The 14,265-nt window shown below is 40.8% G+C and carries 13 protein-coding genes and 1 pseudogene; 2 read left to right on the plus strand and 12 right to left on the minus strand.

Annotation, left to right across the window (positions count from 1 at the left end):
- Positions 1–94 precede the first annotated feature (94 nt).
- From dnaJ to hrcA, 4 genes are all read right to left on the minus strand, one after another.
- The gene (gene dnaJ / locus EAF07_RS06680; protein ID WP_121835819.1) at positions 95–1,231 is read right to left on the minus strand and encodes a molecular chaperone DnaJ; all 1,137 of its coding nucleotides are present in this window, start codon (positions 1,229–1,231) and stop codon (positions 95–97) included.
- Between the two features lie 525 nt (positions 1,232–1,756).
- A complete protein-coding gene (gene dnaK / locus EAF07_RS06685) occupies positions 1,757–3,580 on the minus strand; it encodes a molecular chaperone DnaK (RefSeq protein ID WP_121835820.1) in 1,824 nt (607 codons plus the stop codon).
- 533 nt (positions 3,581–4,113) lie between these two features.
- Positions 4,114–4,677 carry a nucleotide exchange factor GrpE gene (gene grpE, locus EAF07_RS06690; RefSeq protein WP_121835821.1) on the minus strand — a complete coding sequence of 188 codons (564 nt, stop codon included), beginning with the start codon at positions 4,675–4,677 and terminating at the stop codon, positions 4,114–4,116.
- Positions 4,678–4,679: 2 nt separating this feature from the next.
- Positions 4,680–5,714 carry a heat-inducible transcriptional repressor HrcA gene (hrcA, locus tag EAF07_RS06695; protein ID WP_121835822.1) on the minus strand — a complete coding sequence of 345 codons (1,035 nt, stop codon included), beginning with the start codon at positions 5,712–5,714 and terminating at the stop codon, positions 4,680–4,682.
- 834 nt (positions 5,715–6,548) lie between these two features.
- On the opposite strand from hrcA, the gene EAF07_RS06700 reads away from it, so the two are divergent.
- Both EAF07_RS06700 and EAF07_RS06705 read left to right on the plus strand, forming a co-directional pair.
- A complete protein-coding gene (locus tag EAF07_RS06700) occupies positions 6,549–6,770 on the plus strand; it encodes an AbrB/MazE/SpoVT family DNA-binding domain-containing protein (RefSeq protein WP_121835823.1) in 222 nt (73 codons plus the stop codon).
- Positions 6,767–7,175, plus strand: a pseudogene (locus EAF07_RS06705) (type II toxin-antitoxin system death-on-curing family toxin). Before EAF07_RS06700 ends, EAF07_RS06705 begins: the two are co-directional and overlap by 4 nt.
- Positions 7,176–7,353: 178 nt before the next feature.
- Here EAF07_RS06705 and srtB read toward each other — a convergent pair.
- The 8 genes from srtB to EAF07_RS06745 all read right to left on the minus strand — a co-directional run bounded on the left by srtB (position 7,354) and on the right by EAF07_RS06745 (position 14,263).
- On the minus strand, positions 7,354–8,187 hold the full coding sequence (srtB, locus tag EAF07_RS06710) for a class B sortase, LPKTxAVK-specific (protein ID WP_245962709.1): 834 nt from the start codon (positions 8,185–8,187) through the stop codon (positions 7,354–7,356).
- An 89-nt stretch (positions 8,188–8,276) separates the two neighbouring features.
- Positions 8,277–8,702 carry a hypothetical protein gene (locus EAF07_RS06715; RefSeq protein WP_121835825.1) on the minus strand — a complete coding sequence of 142 codons (426 nt, stop codon included), beginning with the start codon at positions 8,700–8,702 and terminating at the stop codon, positions 8,277–8,279.
- 646 nt (positions 8,703–9,348) lie between these two features.
- Positions 9,349–10,032: a histidine phosphatase family protein gene (locus EAF07_RS06720; RefSeq protein ID WP_425452096.1), complete on the minus strand. Its 684-nt coding sequence runs from the start codon at positions 10,030–10,032 to the stop codon at positions 9,349–9,351.
- A 319-nt stretch (positions 10,033–10,351) separates the two neighbouring features.
- Positions 10,352–11,398 (minus strand): zinc-binding dehydrogenase, encoded by a 1,047-nt coding sequence (locus EAF07_RS06725; protein ID WP_121835827.1) that lies wholly within the window; start codon positions 11,396–11,398, stop codon positions 10,352–10,354.
- 156 nt (positions 11,399–11,554) lie between these two features.
- Positions 11,555–11,911: a MerR family transcriptional regulator gene (locus EAF07_RS06730; protein WP_121835828.1), complete on the minus strand. Its 357-nt coding sequence runs from the start codon at positions 11,909–11,911 to the stop codon at positions 11,555–11,557.
- 126 nt (positions 11,912–12,037) lie between these two features.
- Positions 12,038–12,898, minus strand: coding sequence for a hypothetical protein (locus EAF07_RS06735; protein ID WP_121835829.1), 861 nt, complete (start codon positions 12,896–12,898; stop codon positions 12,038–12,040).
- Between the two features lie 8 nt (positions 12,899–12,906).
- Positions 12,907–13,731: an SDR family oxidoreductase gene (locus EAF07_RS06740; protein WP_121835830.1), complete on the minus strand. Its 825-nt coding sequence runs from the start codon at positions 13,729–13,731 to the stop codon at positions 12,907–12,909.
- 10 nt (positions 13,732–13,741) lie between these two features.
- Positions 13,742–14,263, minus strand: coding sequence for a DinB family protein (locus EAF07_RS06745; protein ID WP_121835831.1), 522 nt, complete (start codon positions 14,261–14,263; stop codon positions 13,742–13,744).
- Positions 14,264–14,265 lie beyond the last annotated feature (2 nt).

Genomic DNA, 14,265 nt, shown 5'->3' on the forward strand with positions numbered 1-14,265 from the left:
TAGCAATTTCAGAAATATAATACCGACGTTTTCCACCACAAATTTTCTAGTATAAAATTAAAAAACAGAGGAACAATCCTCTGCATAAATATATCTATATTTCTTCCCAAGCGTCTTTTACCTTGTCAAAGAAACCTTTTTTCTTTGGCTGAACTGTTTTCATGCCACTTGCTGCCGCAAAGGCTTTAAGAGCTTCTTTTTGAGCGTCATTGAGTTTTGTTGGTGTCACAACGTTGACTGTCACATGTTGGTCTCCTTGAGCGCCACCACGCAATCTTGGTGCTCCCTTACCTTTCAATCGGAAGGTTTTTCCAGTTTGCGTTCCCGCTGGGATGGTCATTTCCACATCGCCATGAACGGTAGGCACTTCCACAGTATCTCCTAGCGCTGCTTGAACAAAGTTCAAATCAAGACTGTAGTAAATCGTTGTGCCGTCACGTTTAAATTTGTCGCTTGGTTTGACGTTTATAATGACATAGAGGTCTCCGTAAGGACCGCCGTTGAAACCAGCTTCTCCTTGTCCTGTTAAACGAATTTGTTGGCTTGTTTCAACACCTGCTGGAATTTTAACAGAGACTTTATGAGCACGTTTTTCGTGACCTGTTCCACGACAAGTTTGACACGGATCTTTGATTTCTTTTCCACGACCATGACAGACGTCACAAGTCACTTGACGACGCATCATACCAAGTTGCGTTTGCGTATCCACATTGATAACCCCTTGACCATGACAACGACCACAAGTTACAGGACTTGTACCTGGTTTGCAGCCATTACCACCACAGGTGTTACACTCTGACTCACGTTGGTAGCTGACTTCTTTTTCCGTTCCAAAGATGGCTTCTTCAAACGTCAAGTCAACACGGTAGTGACGGTCATCACCTTGACGAGGGGCATTAGGATTACGCATCCCTCCGCCTCCTCCGAAAAATGATGAGAAGATATCTTCAAAGCCACCGAAACCACCAGCACCTCCAAAGCCTTCAAAACCACCGCCGCCGAAGCCACCATTGGCCCCCGCAGGACCATATTGGTCGTAAGCCGCACGTTTTTGTTCATCACCTAATGTCTCGTAAGCTTCTTGAACATCCTTATATTTCTGCTCAGCACCAGCCTCCTTGTTAATATCTGGATGGTACTTTTTAGACATCTTACGATAAGCTTTTTTAATTTCGTCTTGCGAAGCGTTTTTAGAAACGCCAAGACGATCGTAATATTCCGTATTGTTCATAATTAAGATACCAAGGGCGTTAAGCGGACACTGCAAAAATAGGAGATTTGACAACGGATGCTTGCATCCTAGAAAAATCTATCTTTTTTGCACAGTCCGTAGCCCGGGTTCATTTCCTTTCTATAAAGGTTTCATTTTTGGACAAGACCTTAAGTCGCGTGGGGCGTAAGCGACCTTCTTCGGAATTCCATTCCTTTTTGGCAAAACTATCCCAGCCTCTTGAATTTTTAGGGTAGAGATGATTTGACGCTTTCGCTACGACGGATTTATCCGATTAGACGGTCTTCGACCGCTTTAACATTATCGCTTTTACCCAAAAACAGAGGCTGGGATTCAACCTCTGTGATTGTTTTTGTGTTACGTCGAAAGAATATTCTCTCACTCGTTTCTAGTTTTCACCAAGTGGGTAAAGCCAGCTAAACTGAGTTCGAGCTAAGAACTTCGGAAAAAAGATAGATTTCCTAGGGTGCAAGCACCCGTTGTCAATCTCCTATTTTTCTGTCGTTCTTTTTACGCTCTCACATCTTATTTTTCAGTAAACTCTCCATCAACGACATCGTCACCTGCGTTGTCAGTTGATTGTGCACCTTCTGCACCACCCGCTGCTTGTTGTGCTGCGGCAGCTTGTTCGTACATTTTCACTGCAAGAGCTTGTGCTTTTTCATTAAGCGCTTCAAGTTTCGCTTTCATGTCGTCAAGGTTGTTTGCTTCTTGCGCTGCTTTCAATTCGTCAAGAGCTGCTTGAGCGGCATCACGTTCTGCGTCGAAGCCTTTGCCTTCTGTTTCTTTGATCGTTTTCTCAGTTGCAAAGATAGCTTGGTCAACTTCATTACGAAGGTCAACTTCTTCTTTACGTTTTGCATCTGCTTCAGCGTTAGCTTCTGCATCTTTCATCATGCGTTCGATTTCTTCCTCAGAAAGACCATCATTTGATTTAATCACAATATGTTGTTCTTTTTGTGTTCCAAGATCTTTTGCTTTAACAGATACGATACCGTTTTTGTCGATGTCAAATGTCACTTCAATTTGTGGAATACCACGAGGAGCCGCAGGAATGTCTGTCAATTGGAAACGTCCAAGCGTCTTGTTGTCTGCTGCCATTGGGCGCTCACCTTGAAGAACGTGGATATCAACGGCTGGTTGGTTGTCTGCTGCAGTTGAGAAGACTTGTGATTTAGATGTTGGGATAGTTGTGTTACGGTCAATAAGTTTTGTAAAGACACCACCCATTGTTTCGATACCAAGCGACAATGGTGTTACGTCAAGAAGGACAACGTCTTTAACATCACCAGTGATTACACCACCTTGGATAGCAGCACCCATAGCAACAACTTCATCAGGATTAACTGATTTGTTTGGTTCTTTACCAGTTTCAGCTTTAACAGCTTCTACAACGGCTGGAATACGAGTTGAACCACCAACAAGGATAACTTCGTCGATTTCTGACAAGCTCAAACCTGCATCTGACAAAGCTTGACGAACTGGAACTTTTGTACGCTCAACAAGATCACGAGTCAAATCATCAAATTTCGCACGAGACAAGCTCATTTCTAAGTGAAGAGGACCAGCAGCGCCAGCAGTGATGAATGGCAAGCTGATTTGTGTTTGAGTCACACCTGAAAGGTCTTTTTTCGCTTTTTCAGCAGCATCTTTCAAACGTTGAAGCGCCATCTTGTCAGCTGACAAGTCAATACCGTTTTCTTTCTTGAATTCTTCTACCAAGAAATCAATGATTTTTTGGTCAAAGTCGTCACCACCAAGTTTATTATCACCAGCAGTAGCCAATACATCGAAGACACCATCACCTAATTCAAGGATTGAAACGTCGAATGTACCACCACCAAGGTCGAATACCAAGATTTTTTCATCTTTGTCCGTTTTGTCCATACCGTAAGCAAGAGCTGCTGCAGTTGGTTCGTTGACAATACGCTCTACTTCAAGACCTGCAATTTTACCAGCGTCTTTCGTTGCTTGACGTTGCGCATCGTTAAAGTAAGCTGGAACAGTGATAACTGCTTTTGTTACTTTTTCACCAAGGTAATCTTCTGCGTAACCTTTAAGGTATTGAAGAATCATTGCTGAAATTTCTTGTGGAGTGTATTCTTTACCGTTAGCAGAAACTTTTTCAGAAGTTCCCATTTTTGATTTGATTGAGATAACGGTATCTGGGTTTGTTACCGCTTGACGTTTAGCCGCATCACCAACAATGATTTCACCGTTTTTGAATGACACTACTGAAGGTGTTGTACGGTTACCTTCTGGGTTTGCGATGATTTTTGATTCAGTTCCTTCAAGAACTGCTACTGCTGAGTTTGTTGTACCTAAGTCAATACCAATAATTTTAGACATAATATAAGATACCAAGAACGCCGAGAAAGCGATTAGAATTTTAGGAAATCAACGCAGTCTGCTTGCACACAAGGCGATTTATCTAAATTCCGAGCTTTCCGTTCGGGTTCAATTCCTTTCATTTTCCTCTTTTATGTTAATGTTTTCTTTTAATATTTTCCTTAAGTTGTGGGGACAGGAGCGACCTCCTACGGAGTTCCATCCTTAATTCTTGAGCCTATGGTCTCAAGAATTTCCTCATAACGGTTACTGACGCAACTGTTACTCTCACCACGAGCGGAAAATATCGTACTTTGCTCACTTCGTTCGCTTCATTGCTGACGCGTCCGAGATAGCAATTTTATTTCTTATTGTCATAGTTTACCGTCATTTCGGACGAGATTATTTTATTTCGATGCCGTTACTATTGGATAGTTGCGACGTGAGATAACAAAATCGATATCATTTTGTTATCGAGCTAGTAAGGAGTCTAGGCAATCCGCCATAACGGTTGCCGTCTAATGATGAGCCATTTTAATGGCCATCATTAGTGACTAGTTGTACACCACCACCATAGCTGGTCTCAGTAGGCGTTCGTGAAGTTTGTAGCCTTTTTGGAAGACTTCAGCGATAGTGTCCGCTGGGTGTTCGTCATCTGCTGGCAGGGTTTGAACAGCCATGTGAAGATTGTGGTCAAAGGTTTCTAAAGCAACTTCTTCAACCCCTTCTTCTTTCAGCGCTTGGATAAGGCTATCACGCGTCATTTCAAGGCCTTTTTTGACATCGTCTGTCAGACCTTCAACAGCTAGGGCACGCTCTAAATTATCCAAACTTGGCAAGATTTTTTTAGCCAAGTCTTGTGAGCGATAGCGTTGCAATTGTTGACGCTCTTCATTAGCTCGGCGCTGAATGTTTTGCATTTCGGCATGCGCACGGAGGTATTTATTTTCAAAATCCTCAGCACGCTCATTAGCCAATTCTAATTCTGATTTTTCAGGAACTTCTGTTGTCTCTTCCACCACTTCCTCAGCGGTTTCGACAGCTTCTTCCTGAAGTTCTTCGTTTTTTACTTCTTCTGACACAAGGTGCCTCCTTAACTTCTTAATAAATGCTTTCATCTCTAATGCACTTCATAGTGGTTACTATTGAGATAGCGATAGTAATCGGTCAACTTAGCAACCATCACGCGGCTGATAATATTGATGAGACTCACTATCCTACGATAATCCATCTCGACAGGACCAATCAAGCTCATCAGCGCCATCCCCCGGTAAGGAATAAGAAATTGATGGCTAATCACCGTCAACTCCGATAGCGCAGGCTCCTTGCTCTCTGCGACTTGCACTTTGGTCATTTGCTCTTGGGAAATGGCAGAGCGTAATTCTAGTGCGACCCTTTGTTCATTATCTAGGAACTGATAGATGGCTAGATTAGCATACGTTAGCGCAGCTATTTTTCCAGCAACAAAAACCGTTTCCTTAAAGAGATGACTAAAAATGTAATCAAAAAGTGGTAAGACATTATCGATGGTTTTAAAATACTTTTGAACCACCTGAGGAATTTCCGTCCTCAGCTTATAATGGATGTCTAGCACCGCTTTTCCCAAAAAACGCTCATCGATCAACGCTTTAAGAGTGACTAAATCACTGGTCAAGAAATTTTTAGGAATCGCAAACTGCACCGTCACAGGTTTAGACTCATCAAGGGTTAGTACCGCCAGCGCATCGTGGCTCGACAATTGAACGATGTCAAAGCCTGTTAGCCTCTGACGAGTCGGCTCAACATCCTGAACAATCGCTGTATAACCTGTCATTTCCGACAATAGGTTGCTCGCCGCACCGAGAATGTCATCCAGTTTAAACGCTTCAAAATCAAAAGCCTTTATCACCTCATAGACATCCTGCTCATCAATGCTATCTAGATTCAGCGAATGCGTCACAAAATATTGAAAGCCAGCTCGACTAGGCAGACGCCCACTTGACGTATGAGCTTTCTCCAAGAAACCTAATTTCTCAAGCTTTGCCATGTCGTTTCGAATCGTGGCAGAACTCGAAGCAATCAAATCCTGTAAGGCTTTTGAGCCAACCGGCTCACGCGTCTGTGTAAACATCTGAACAATCAAATTCAAAATGTCATTCTGACGTTCAGTTATCATGAGAGACGTCACCTTCTTTCATCTTAGCACTCTTTATATCTGAGTGCTAACTCATGATTCTATTATACTCTTTTTTATGCCCTTGTCAACAAAATTAGCACTCTTTTTACAAGAGTGCTAAAAATCGGTCTAGAGACCTAGTATCATTTTGATTAAGCCATTAAACAGCTATCATACTGCCTGTTGCGCCAATCAGTTATCTTAATATTTAGGAATATTTTTATCCTTAACAAAAATCAAAAATTACTTTTTAAAGTCAATTAGTTTTTATTTAGTATTTTTGTTAACACTTCTCCTAATGTGGTGTGGGGCGGAAGCGACCTCCTACAGAGTTCCATTCCTTCTTGGCAAGCCTAGATCTCACTCTCTGGTTTCTTAGCTTAGGCTGAAACTGTCCACTGGACAGTTTCACTCCCACATCCGCACAGCCCCAAAGGTCTGGGAGACCTTTGGAGGTTGGAAATAAGATGAACGAAGTTCATCACATTCGTATAGGATGGCCGCTAACGATTGCGTGGTAGCAAAATAGTCCAGTGGACTATTTTAGGTGGACACTTGAAAATGAAAAAGTGTCCAGTTAGGACTTCCAATCAACCACTGCGTCAATCTGTTAATGTTAATGCCATTAAAAATAGAAGGTTGAGATATTTTATGTCCCAACCTCTTTTTCTATGTTTAGAGATACCAAAGGTTAGTCTAAGTGTCAAGTAAAACACTAACATACTTAACATTTATATCATTCGAAAGTGATAATGTAATTGAAAGAACCATGTATTTACTTTACTTTTTTGTATATTCATTTTATAATGTATATACAAAAAACGAGGTGGAATCATGAATGTTATTTTAAGAAAAACAGGAAACAGCACTGTCATCACAATTCCAAATAAAATTAAAGAAACACTTGGAGCAGAAATTGGCGAAGAAATTGAATTTGTCACTTCAGGAAATAATGTCATCATCCGTAAAGCCAAGCCAAAATTTGATTTCGACAGAGAACTAGAAAAAGCAATGAACCAATACGATGAACTCTTGAAAGAATTGGTGGATAGATGAGGTATCTAACTGCTGAAGATATTATCAAAATCAATGTTATGGTTATTGGGAAATATTCTCCCAAAGAACCCGTTGGAATAGCTGATCCTAATAGCTTGCAGATGATTATTGAACAGCCTAAACAAGAGATTTTTGGAAAAACACTCTATCCAGATATTTACAGCAAGGGGGCTATCATCTGGATAAACTTGATTAAGAAACACCCTTTTTACAATGCCAATAAACGAACTGCCGTTCTTGCCTTACATATGTTTCTAGCAATGAATGGCTATCAGTCCCATCTCTCACTAAGTGATGGACTGAAAAAAAACAATTGAAATTGCTACATTTCAGGGAGACTTCGAAGAATTAAAGGAAACAATGATTCATTTTCTCAAACAAGATGGAAATATAACTAAATTATAATTAAAAAGTGGTCCCGCGTTGTAAAATGACGTGCAACAGAAAAAGACATATTCGTCTGATATGCCCAACTCAGTATAGAAAGGCAGATGGACATGTCCAATATTCACTCTAGCAAAAAGTCTTCATATTCTCATCTAAAAACCCCATTTCCAATTATGGAAATGGGGTTTTAGCAAGATTAACGAGTTGGTGTATAAGTTAACTGATCACCATGTTTTTCCAAGAATTCTGGAAGTTCTTCGTCTGGAATTTGACGCATGTAAAGATTGCTACGGATGGTATCATCATCTTCACGGCAAGTCGAAAGAACAAGGTATTTATCATTTTCGTTAATCACGATATTTTTATTGCTTGTATGCGACTGCTTTTGAACTTCTGTCAATTGCTCTTTAAATTCAGCTTTGCTTGCAAACTCTGTTTTATAGAAAGCTGTCGTCTCAGGGACAATAATCAAGAAGGCTGCTTCATAATAGTATTTACGCTCAGGTGTCTCAATAACGACATAAGGGTGTTCATCAAAAAAAGCTTGATCATCATAGTAATTAACCACCTTGAACATCCGATGGTCAGGAACCTTACTTCCACGAGCATGGCCAAATAGCCATGTCAACTCATCATCAAAATTTTTAGAATTGTCCATATCCATAAAGACAGCACCTAACAAGGGAACATTCTCACCTTCAAAGGTTTTGTCAAGATAGGTCGCATTGTCTGTCGTTTGAACAACAGGTTCATCTAATAACGTTCCAGGAGCATAAACGTAACCTACTGTTTCTGAGTTAGTCGCTGATAATCCAGCAAAGCGGTTAGCTAGATATTCTTTTTCTTCAGCACTAACAGTATAGGTTGCCTTCTTGGATTCAGATTTAGTGGCTTTTTGCTCTGTTTTTGGAAAATTACCAGTATTCGTGTTAGAGGATTGGTTTTTATTAAAGAAGAAGTAACCACCAATAGCAACTAGAGCAACTGCTAAGATAGAAAATAAGACTGGAAATAATTTTTTATTTTTCATTTGTCGTCTGCTTGTCATCATGTATCCTTATCTTTTTACTAAAAAAGCTGTCGTATAAGACAGCCTTTTTTTATGAAAATAATCTTAAATTATTTTACTGCAGATGTTTTTGGAAGAGCTTTAGAAGTAGTAGCAGTTTTAGCAGCTTTTACAACTTTAGCTTCTTTTTTAGTTTCAGCTTTTGGAGCTTCTTCAGCTTTTTTGTCTTCAGCTTTAGGTGCAGTTTCAGCAGCACCTACTTTAGCTTGAACGTCTGCAAGTTGAGCTTTAAGAACGTTGATTTCAGCAACTTTAGCATCGTATTCTTTTTGAGCACGAGCCACTTCAGCTTCTGCGTCAACTACAAGAACTTTAGCTGCATCAAGTTGCTCGTAAAGGAAAGCTTTAGCAGCAGCATCGTTACGAGTTGTTTGAGCTGCATCGTAGTTACCTTGGAAGTTTGGTCCTTGAGCTAATACAGGTGTAGCAGCTGCAAGTGTCAATGCTGCAAGTGATAAAAATGCAAATTTTTTCATTTTGAGAACCTCTTATTTTTTCTTTTTCTAGGATTATCATCCTAAAAAAATAATAATACACCTTTTTGTTATCGATGTCAAGGTTTTTTGTTTCTTTTTTGAAAAAAATTAAGTCATTTTAGGCTTTAAAGTTCCTTATTTATTAGAAAAAATCCACATTAGGACTATGTTTACTTTAAAATACTCTTCAAAAACACACAAAAAGCGAACAATAGTATATATTCATCTTTATGTATTGCATCAAAAACTGTATAAAATATGGTTTTTATAACTGAACAGGTGTCTAAAAACAAACGAGAGGCTATTGTCTATTTAAGAAAAAAGATGAGATTATCTTCCATAACAACTGTTTTTTTACTGTAGTCAACTAGCAGATAAAAAACATGCTACAGTTGCGACTTGTTTCTAATTTAATATCAAAAGAATATTTTATGCTTCGATTTTACTCAACTCGTATCATGTCATCACTTCTAGTTGAAATAATATACGTAACAACAATTTCTTTCTATATTTCTATTAAAAAATGCTACCAATCTAGGATTGATTATATTACGACTGATTGACTGTTGTCATTTTTAGGTCACTTCACAAAGTGTCAGAAAAAGGTGTAGAAGCACACACCTCTACACCTTTTTATCTCAATAGATTAGTTTAAAGCTAACAGCTCTGCCCCTTTTTCACGATAAGAGAGATCACCGATCGTCTCAATCGTGAATGCCCCATCTTCAAATGTGACTTGGGTAATGCTACCGTTAGCGATATAAGTCGATTTCACATAATCTGGGTCAATCAAGGATAGGAAGGTCCCAATCGTCATTCCATGACTGACAACAAGGACATCGCCACCACCGCCAGCTTCAACTTGCTTGGCAATGCTTGTGAAACCATCTAAAATTCTTCCGCTCAGCTGTTCCCACGTTTCAGCCCAACCAGCTGTATCAGCCTCATAGATCCCCTCAGCCATCTCTTGATAGCTTAACTCCTTGTGTGAACGGTTGAAAATACGTGGTAAGATGCCATGGAACAAATCAACATCAAAGCCACCATCCATACTGCCAAAACACCACTCACGAATGCGCTTATCTCTCGTATGAGGAAGGCGGGATAACTTCATCTCTTCTAAGATAATATCCAAGGTCAAGATTGTGCGCCCTAAGTCACTGGTATAAGCCGATTGGAAATCAAGCTGCGCCTCACGCAAACCACGCCCAAGCTCACGGATACCTCTTTCACCTTCTGCAGTTAAAGGCGTATCCGACCACCCCTGTGCTCTTCCAATAGTATTAAACATCGTCTTACCATGTCGTGCAATAAATAAACGTGTCGTCATAACATGTGTGGGGTAAACTAATAGATTTAAAATCTCCATTCAAAACCTAGCTGATCACCCATGTTCAGTCATCAATAGCTGAACGCTCTCCTTCTATTTAATTCTCTCCCTTATAGTTTACCATAAGTTGAACATAATACTAACTAAAACCTGTTAACCTCACTTCGTTTGCTGATTTATCAATGATGTTAGAAGTTCTAAAATGCCAATTTTGATTTTGGATGAGTATTACACCAATATTTAGCTAGTGTTAAAAAGAACCTATTACTCAAATTTATGAGTCGTAGGCTCTTTCATTTTATAACATCGAATAATTGACTTATTCAGCGACTACTAGCATTGACTTGATCGTTTTCCTATCTGCCATGTCTTGGTAGGCTTGGTTGACATCTGCGAGGTCGTAGATTTTGGTGAAGACTTTACCTGGGTTGATATCTCCATCTAGGACGGCTTTTAGAAGTCCACCTTTGACATAGGTTGTTACAGATGCTGATCCACCACCGAAGGAGATGTTTTGTGCGAAGGTTGAGCCGATAGCACGGTTATTATAGTGCGGTACTCCAACATAACCTACTCGTCCACCATTATGAAGCACACCTAGGGCTTGTTCGATGGCAGCTTCTGTACCGACACATTCAAGAGCTGCGTCAGCACCTCCGCCTAAGATTTCACGTACCTTGGCAATCCCTTCTGCACCACGTTCGGCTACGACAGCGGTAGCTCCTAGCTCAAGCGCGAGTTTCTGACGGTCTTCGTGGCGACTCATCATGATAATCTGAGAAGCTCCGCGCATTTTTGCCGCAATAACCGCACACTGCCCAACGGCACCATCTCCGATAACGACCACTTTGTCTCCTTTTTCGACCTGTGCCACGCGCGCAGCATGGTAGCCAGTTGGCATGACGTCAGCAAGGGTGAGGAGGGATTTCAACATGCCTTCAGAATAGTCTGATGGCTGTCCTGGAACCTTGATGAGAGCCCAGTTTCCGTAGTGGAAACGGAGATACTCAGCTTGGAAACCGCCACCCCAGTTGGTTGGGGCTGGGTGATTGTCACAAGTCCCGTCAAATCCAGCACGGCAGGCATCACAGTGACCGCAACCATGTGTAAAAGGAGCAATGACAAAATCACCAGGTTTTACCGTTGTAATGTCTGGTCCGACTTCTTCGACAATGGCTAGCGCTTCGTGACCAGAGTTATTGGTATGGTTATCACGCGCATCTCCGTGTGAATAAGACCAGAGGTCTGACCCACAGACACAGGCACGAACAATCTTTAAAATCACATCATCACTGGCTTGAATTGTTGGCTTTGCCACTTCTTCAATAATCATAGAGCCAGCTTTTTCAAAAATAGCAGTTTTCATTTTTTCTATATTCGGATAGCAGGGAAAACATCCCAACTATCCTACTCCTTTCTTTCGATAGTATCATCATACACCTTGGAGTGCACTCCAAGTCAAGTCCTAGTTCAAAAATCGGATTTGAGTAGACTATTTCGTTTTCTGCCGTTAGTCACTCCTCTATTCGTCAAATAATTCTTGCTCATGAGGGAGAATACCATTCTTGTAGTTGTCAATCTTGTACTGCAAACGATCACGCGCCTGCGTTAACTCTGCTAAGCGCTGATTCATGTCCTCTAACTGCTCAGATAACAATTCAATACGAGCTGGTACGGTCTGATCTCCTTGATTCAATAATTGAATGTACTCAATCAAAGGCTCCACGCCCACACCAGCATTACGATAGCAGCGGACAAATTCCAACAATTGCACCTCATGCTCTGTGAAATCACGGATTCCTGACGTATTTCTCGTTACAGGTGGAATCAAACCAATCCTCTCGTAGTAACGAATGGTATCTGCGGAAATCCCCGTCATTTCACTGACTTTTTAATATTCATGACCGCCTCCTTTCATCTTGTCCTTATTATAAACCTTGAAGTGCACTCCAAGTCAAGTAAAAACTAAAGGCGGACTTTAAAAAGTCTCGCCTTATTAGTATTGCTATCTCATTTTCATCAGAGCTAGTCGCTCTTGTTTTTTGATTTCTTCTATTAAATGATGAAATTCTTGCTGCGCAGTGATATTGTCTTTAGCGTCAAATTGCAGGTACTCAAGAAATACTGGATCTGTTCCTTTTTGCTGATAAATGTTGCCTTGAAAGAAATAGCGGCGCGTTTTTCGATCAATGGCAAGAAGGGACGAGCGCCAGCGGGCATTACTTTGATTATCAGGCTTCCAGCTGATTTTTAATTGTTTGTCTAGATAGTACCAGCCCATCAGTTGGAGCTTGATGGTCATTTTACGGACGGGATCTTGGTAAAAGCAGGGCAGTGAAAAGACTTGGTCACCGTCTCTTAAAAAGGGGTGAAAATCTTGGATTCCTTGATAATCTTCCTTAGGAACAAAGTTATCGCCTTCATGTTCTTTATGAAAAAGAGCTGAATGGGCGTCTCGAAAGGGATCGTAGGTGTCTGCGTCAGCTATTTTCCCAGACAATAGCCTATCAATCTCTTGAGGTTCATAGTAAGTAATGTAGGATTTGAGGTTCTTTCGATCACTTGGCACCTGTAAAATCTGAATCGAAATTTGCCCTCGATGAGGAACCGCTAATAAAGCTTGGTAAAGTTGTGATGGGGTAAAGGTTTTGATACGTTGCCAATTGTCGCTGTAGCCCAATTTTGATCGGTTCAACACGTACAGACTGTCTTTGTCATCCAACTTAAACACAATGATGAAGTAGAGGTTTTTACGATCTTTATTTCTTCTAAAAATCGGTGTCTGGTAGAGGGAGTCCTTTTTAAAGAGTTTTAAAAATTTACCAGCTGGGACAATTCTTATGTGATTGGTTTCTTTTTTTGACATCATTATGCTCACTCTAGAAACTGAGAAAGACTTGTTGCCTTTCTGCCCAAAACCCTCTCTATATCATGTGATACTCCAGCCTGTTCACCTCTGGCAATAGCCGTGTAAGTAGATACCCAACTGTCGTATTCCCAATCTTCTGCTTCCCAGACTTTACGAGAGACGTAGGCTTCGTCAACACTTTCTTCAACATATGAAATCTTCTTATCCCATATATTACTAATTTGCTCTGCCATTTCTGACAAGGTCAATTCTTCAGGACCCGTCATATCCAAGGTTTCATTTTCCCATTTTTCAGGATTTTGAAGAATGGCTAGCGCAACGCTGACAACATCGTCACGAACAACAGCAGACACCTTTCCCTTACCAGCGGGTCCTTTTATCTCACCGTAAGTATTAGCCAAATCAACAAAGAAATCCATATAAAAATTATCACGTAAAAAGGTATAGGTAAAACCATTTTGTTTGATGTAATCCTCAGTCATGGCATGGTCACGCGCCAAGGTAAAGGTCGCATCAAGAGCTGCGTTGTAAAAACTTGTATAGATAATATGGTTGACCCCAGCCGTTTTTGCGGCATCAATCAAGTCTTTATGTTCTTTGACACGATTAACTGACTCTCGTGCTGATACCATAAAAAGAACATCCACACCAGATAGACTATCAATAGTGATTTGGCTATTATCATAATAAGCTCTGTGAATGGTCGTGTGAGGTAAGACCTCAACAGCCTCTGGTCGGCGAGCTAAAAGTCTAGCTGAAATTCCTTTTTCTGATAAACCACGTGCCAACTGACTTCCTAAATGTCCAGTCACTCCAGTAATAGCAATCATCATTTCCTCCTTAATCTGTCAATCCCAAAAGGCGACGTGCATAAAAGACCTGACCTGAGTGCATGGTCACATCATCTAAAGTTGATACCAAGCGTACCCCACGAGTTACCGCTGGTGTCCAAGACTCATCCACAATATCATCAAGGCTGTCTTCAGTCAGACTGTCAATATAAGCAACTGCTTGCTCTTTTGCTGCCTTGAAATAAGCAAAGAGATCGTCAAAATTATCCACTGTGATGGTTTGTGCCTCTTCTAGCGTATGTAACCAACTTGGATTTTGACTTTTGTTTTCTGGTAACTTTGTCTTCCAATCTTGGTGATAAAGCCATTCGGTACCAGCTAACTCTGCTATCTGAATATCCAAGACCATTGCCGTGTGCCAAAGTAGCCAGGTCATTGACTTAATCTGCGGAGCAATTTGTGCAGCTGGAAAGGCATTAGCCTGCTCCACAGTCACACCTTCAAAAGCTCTTCCAAACCGCTCGTAGGCGCGTGTGAGGTCATCAATCAATAATTCTTTGTATCTTGTCATCA

The sequence above is a fragment of the Streptococcus hillyeri genome (assembly GCF_003686955.1).
GTDB classification, from domain to species: domain Bacteria; phylum Bacillota; class Bacilli; order Lactobacillales; family Streptococcaceae; genus Streptococcus; species Streptococcus hillyeri.

Bases quoted from the DNA above. Each gene is read 5' to 3' on its own strand.
- EAF07_RS06745 (WP_121835831.1), bottom strand. From the start codon at position 14,263: ATGACAAGATACAAAGAATTATTGATTGATGACCTCACACGCGCCTAC.
- EAF07_RS06730 (WP_121835828.1), bottom strand. From the start codon at position 11,911: ATGACGGGGATTTCCGCAGATACCATTCGTTACTACGAGAGGATTGGT.
- dnaJ (WP_121835819.1), bottom strand. From the start codon at position 1,231: ATGAACAATACGGAATATTACGATCGTCTTGGCGTTTCTAAAAACGCT.
- EAF07_RS06740 (WP_121835830.1), bottom strand. From the start codon at position 13,731: ATGATTGCTATTACTGGAGTGACTGGACATTTAGGAAGTCAGTTGGCA.
- grpE (WP_121835821.1), bottom strand. From the start codon at position 4,677: ATGAAAGCATTTATTAAGAAGTTAAGGAGGCACCTTGTGTCAGAAGAA.
- EAF07_RS06700 (WP_121835823.1), top strand. From the start codon at position 6,549: ATGAATGTTATTTTAAGAAAAACAGGAAACAGCACTGTCATCACAATT.
- hrcA (WP_121835822.1), bottom strand. From the start codon at position 5,714: ATGATAACTGAACGTCAGAATGACATTTTGAATTTGATTGTTCAGATG.
- EAF07_RS06735 (WP_121835829.1), bottom strand. From the start codon at position 12,898: ATGTCAAAAAAAGAAACCAATCACATAAGAATTGTCCCAGCTGGTAAA.
- srtB (WP_245962709.1), bottom strand. From the start codon at position 8,187: ATGAAAAATAAAAAATTATTTCCAGTCTTATTTTCTATCTTAGCAGTT.
- dnaK (WP_121835820.1), bottom strand. From the start codon at position 3,580: ATGTCTAAAATTATTGGTATTGACTTAGGTACAACAAACTCAGCAGTA.
- EAF07_RS06720 (WP_425452096.1), bottom strand. From the start codon at position 10,032: ATGACGACACGTTTATTTATTGCACGACATGGTAAGACGATGTTTAAT.
- EAF07_RS06725 (WP_121835827.1), bottom strand. From the start codon at position 11,398: ATGAAAACTGCTATTTTTGAAAAAGCTGGCTCTATGATTATTGAAGAA.
- EAF07_RS06715 (WP_121835825.1), bottom strand. From the start codon at position 8,702: ATGAAAAAATTTGCATTTTTATCACTTGCAGCATTGACACTTGCAGCT.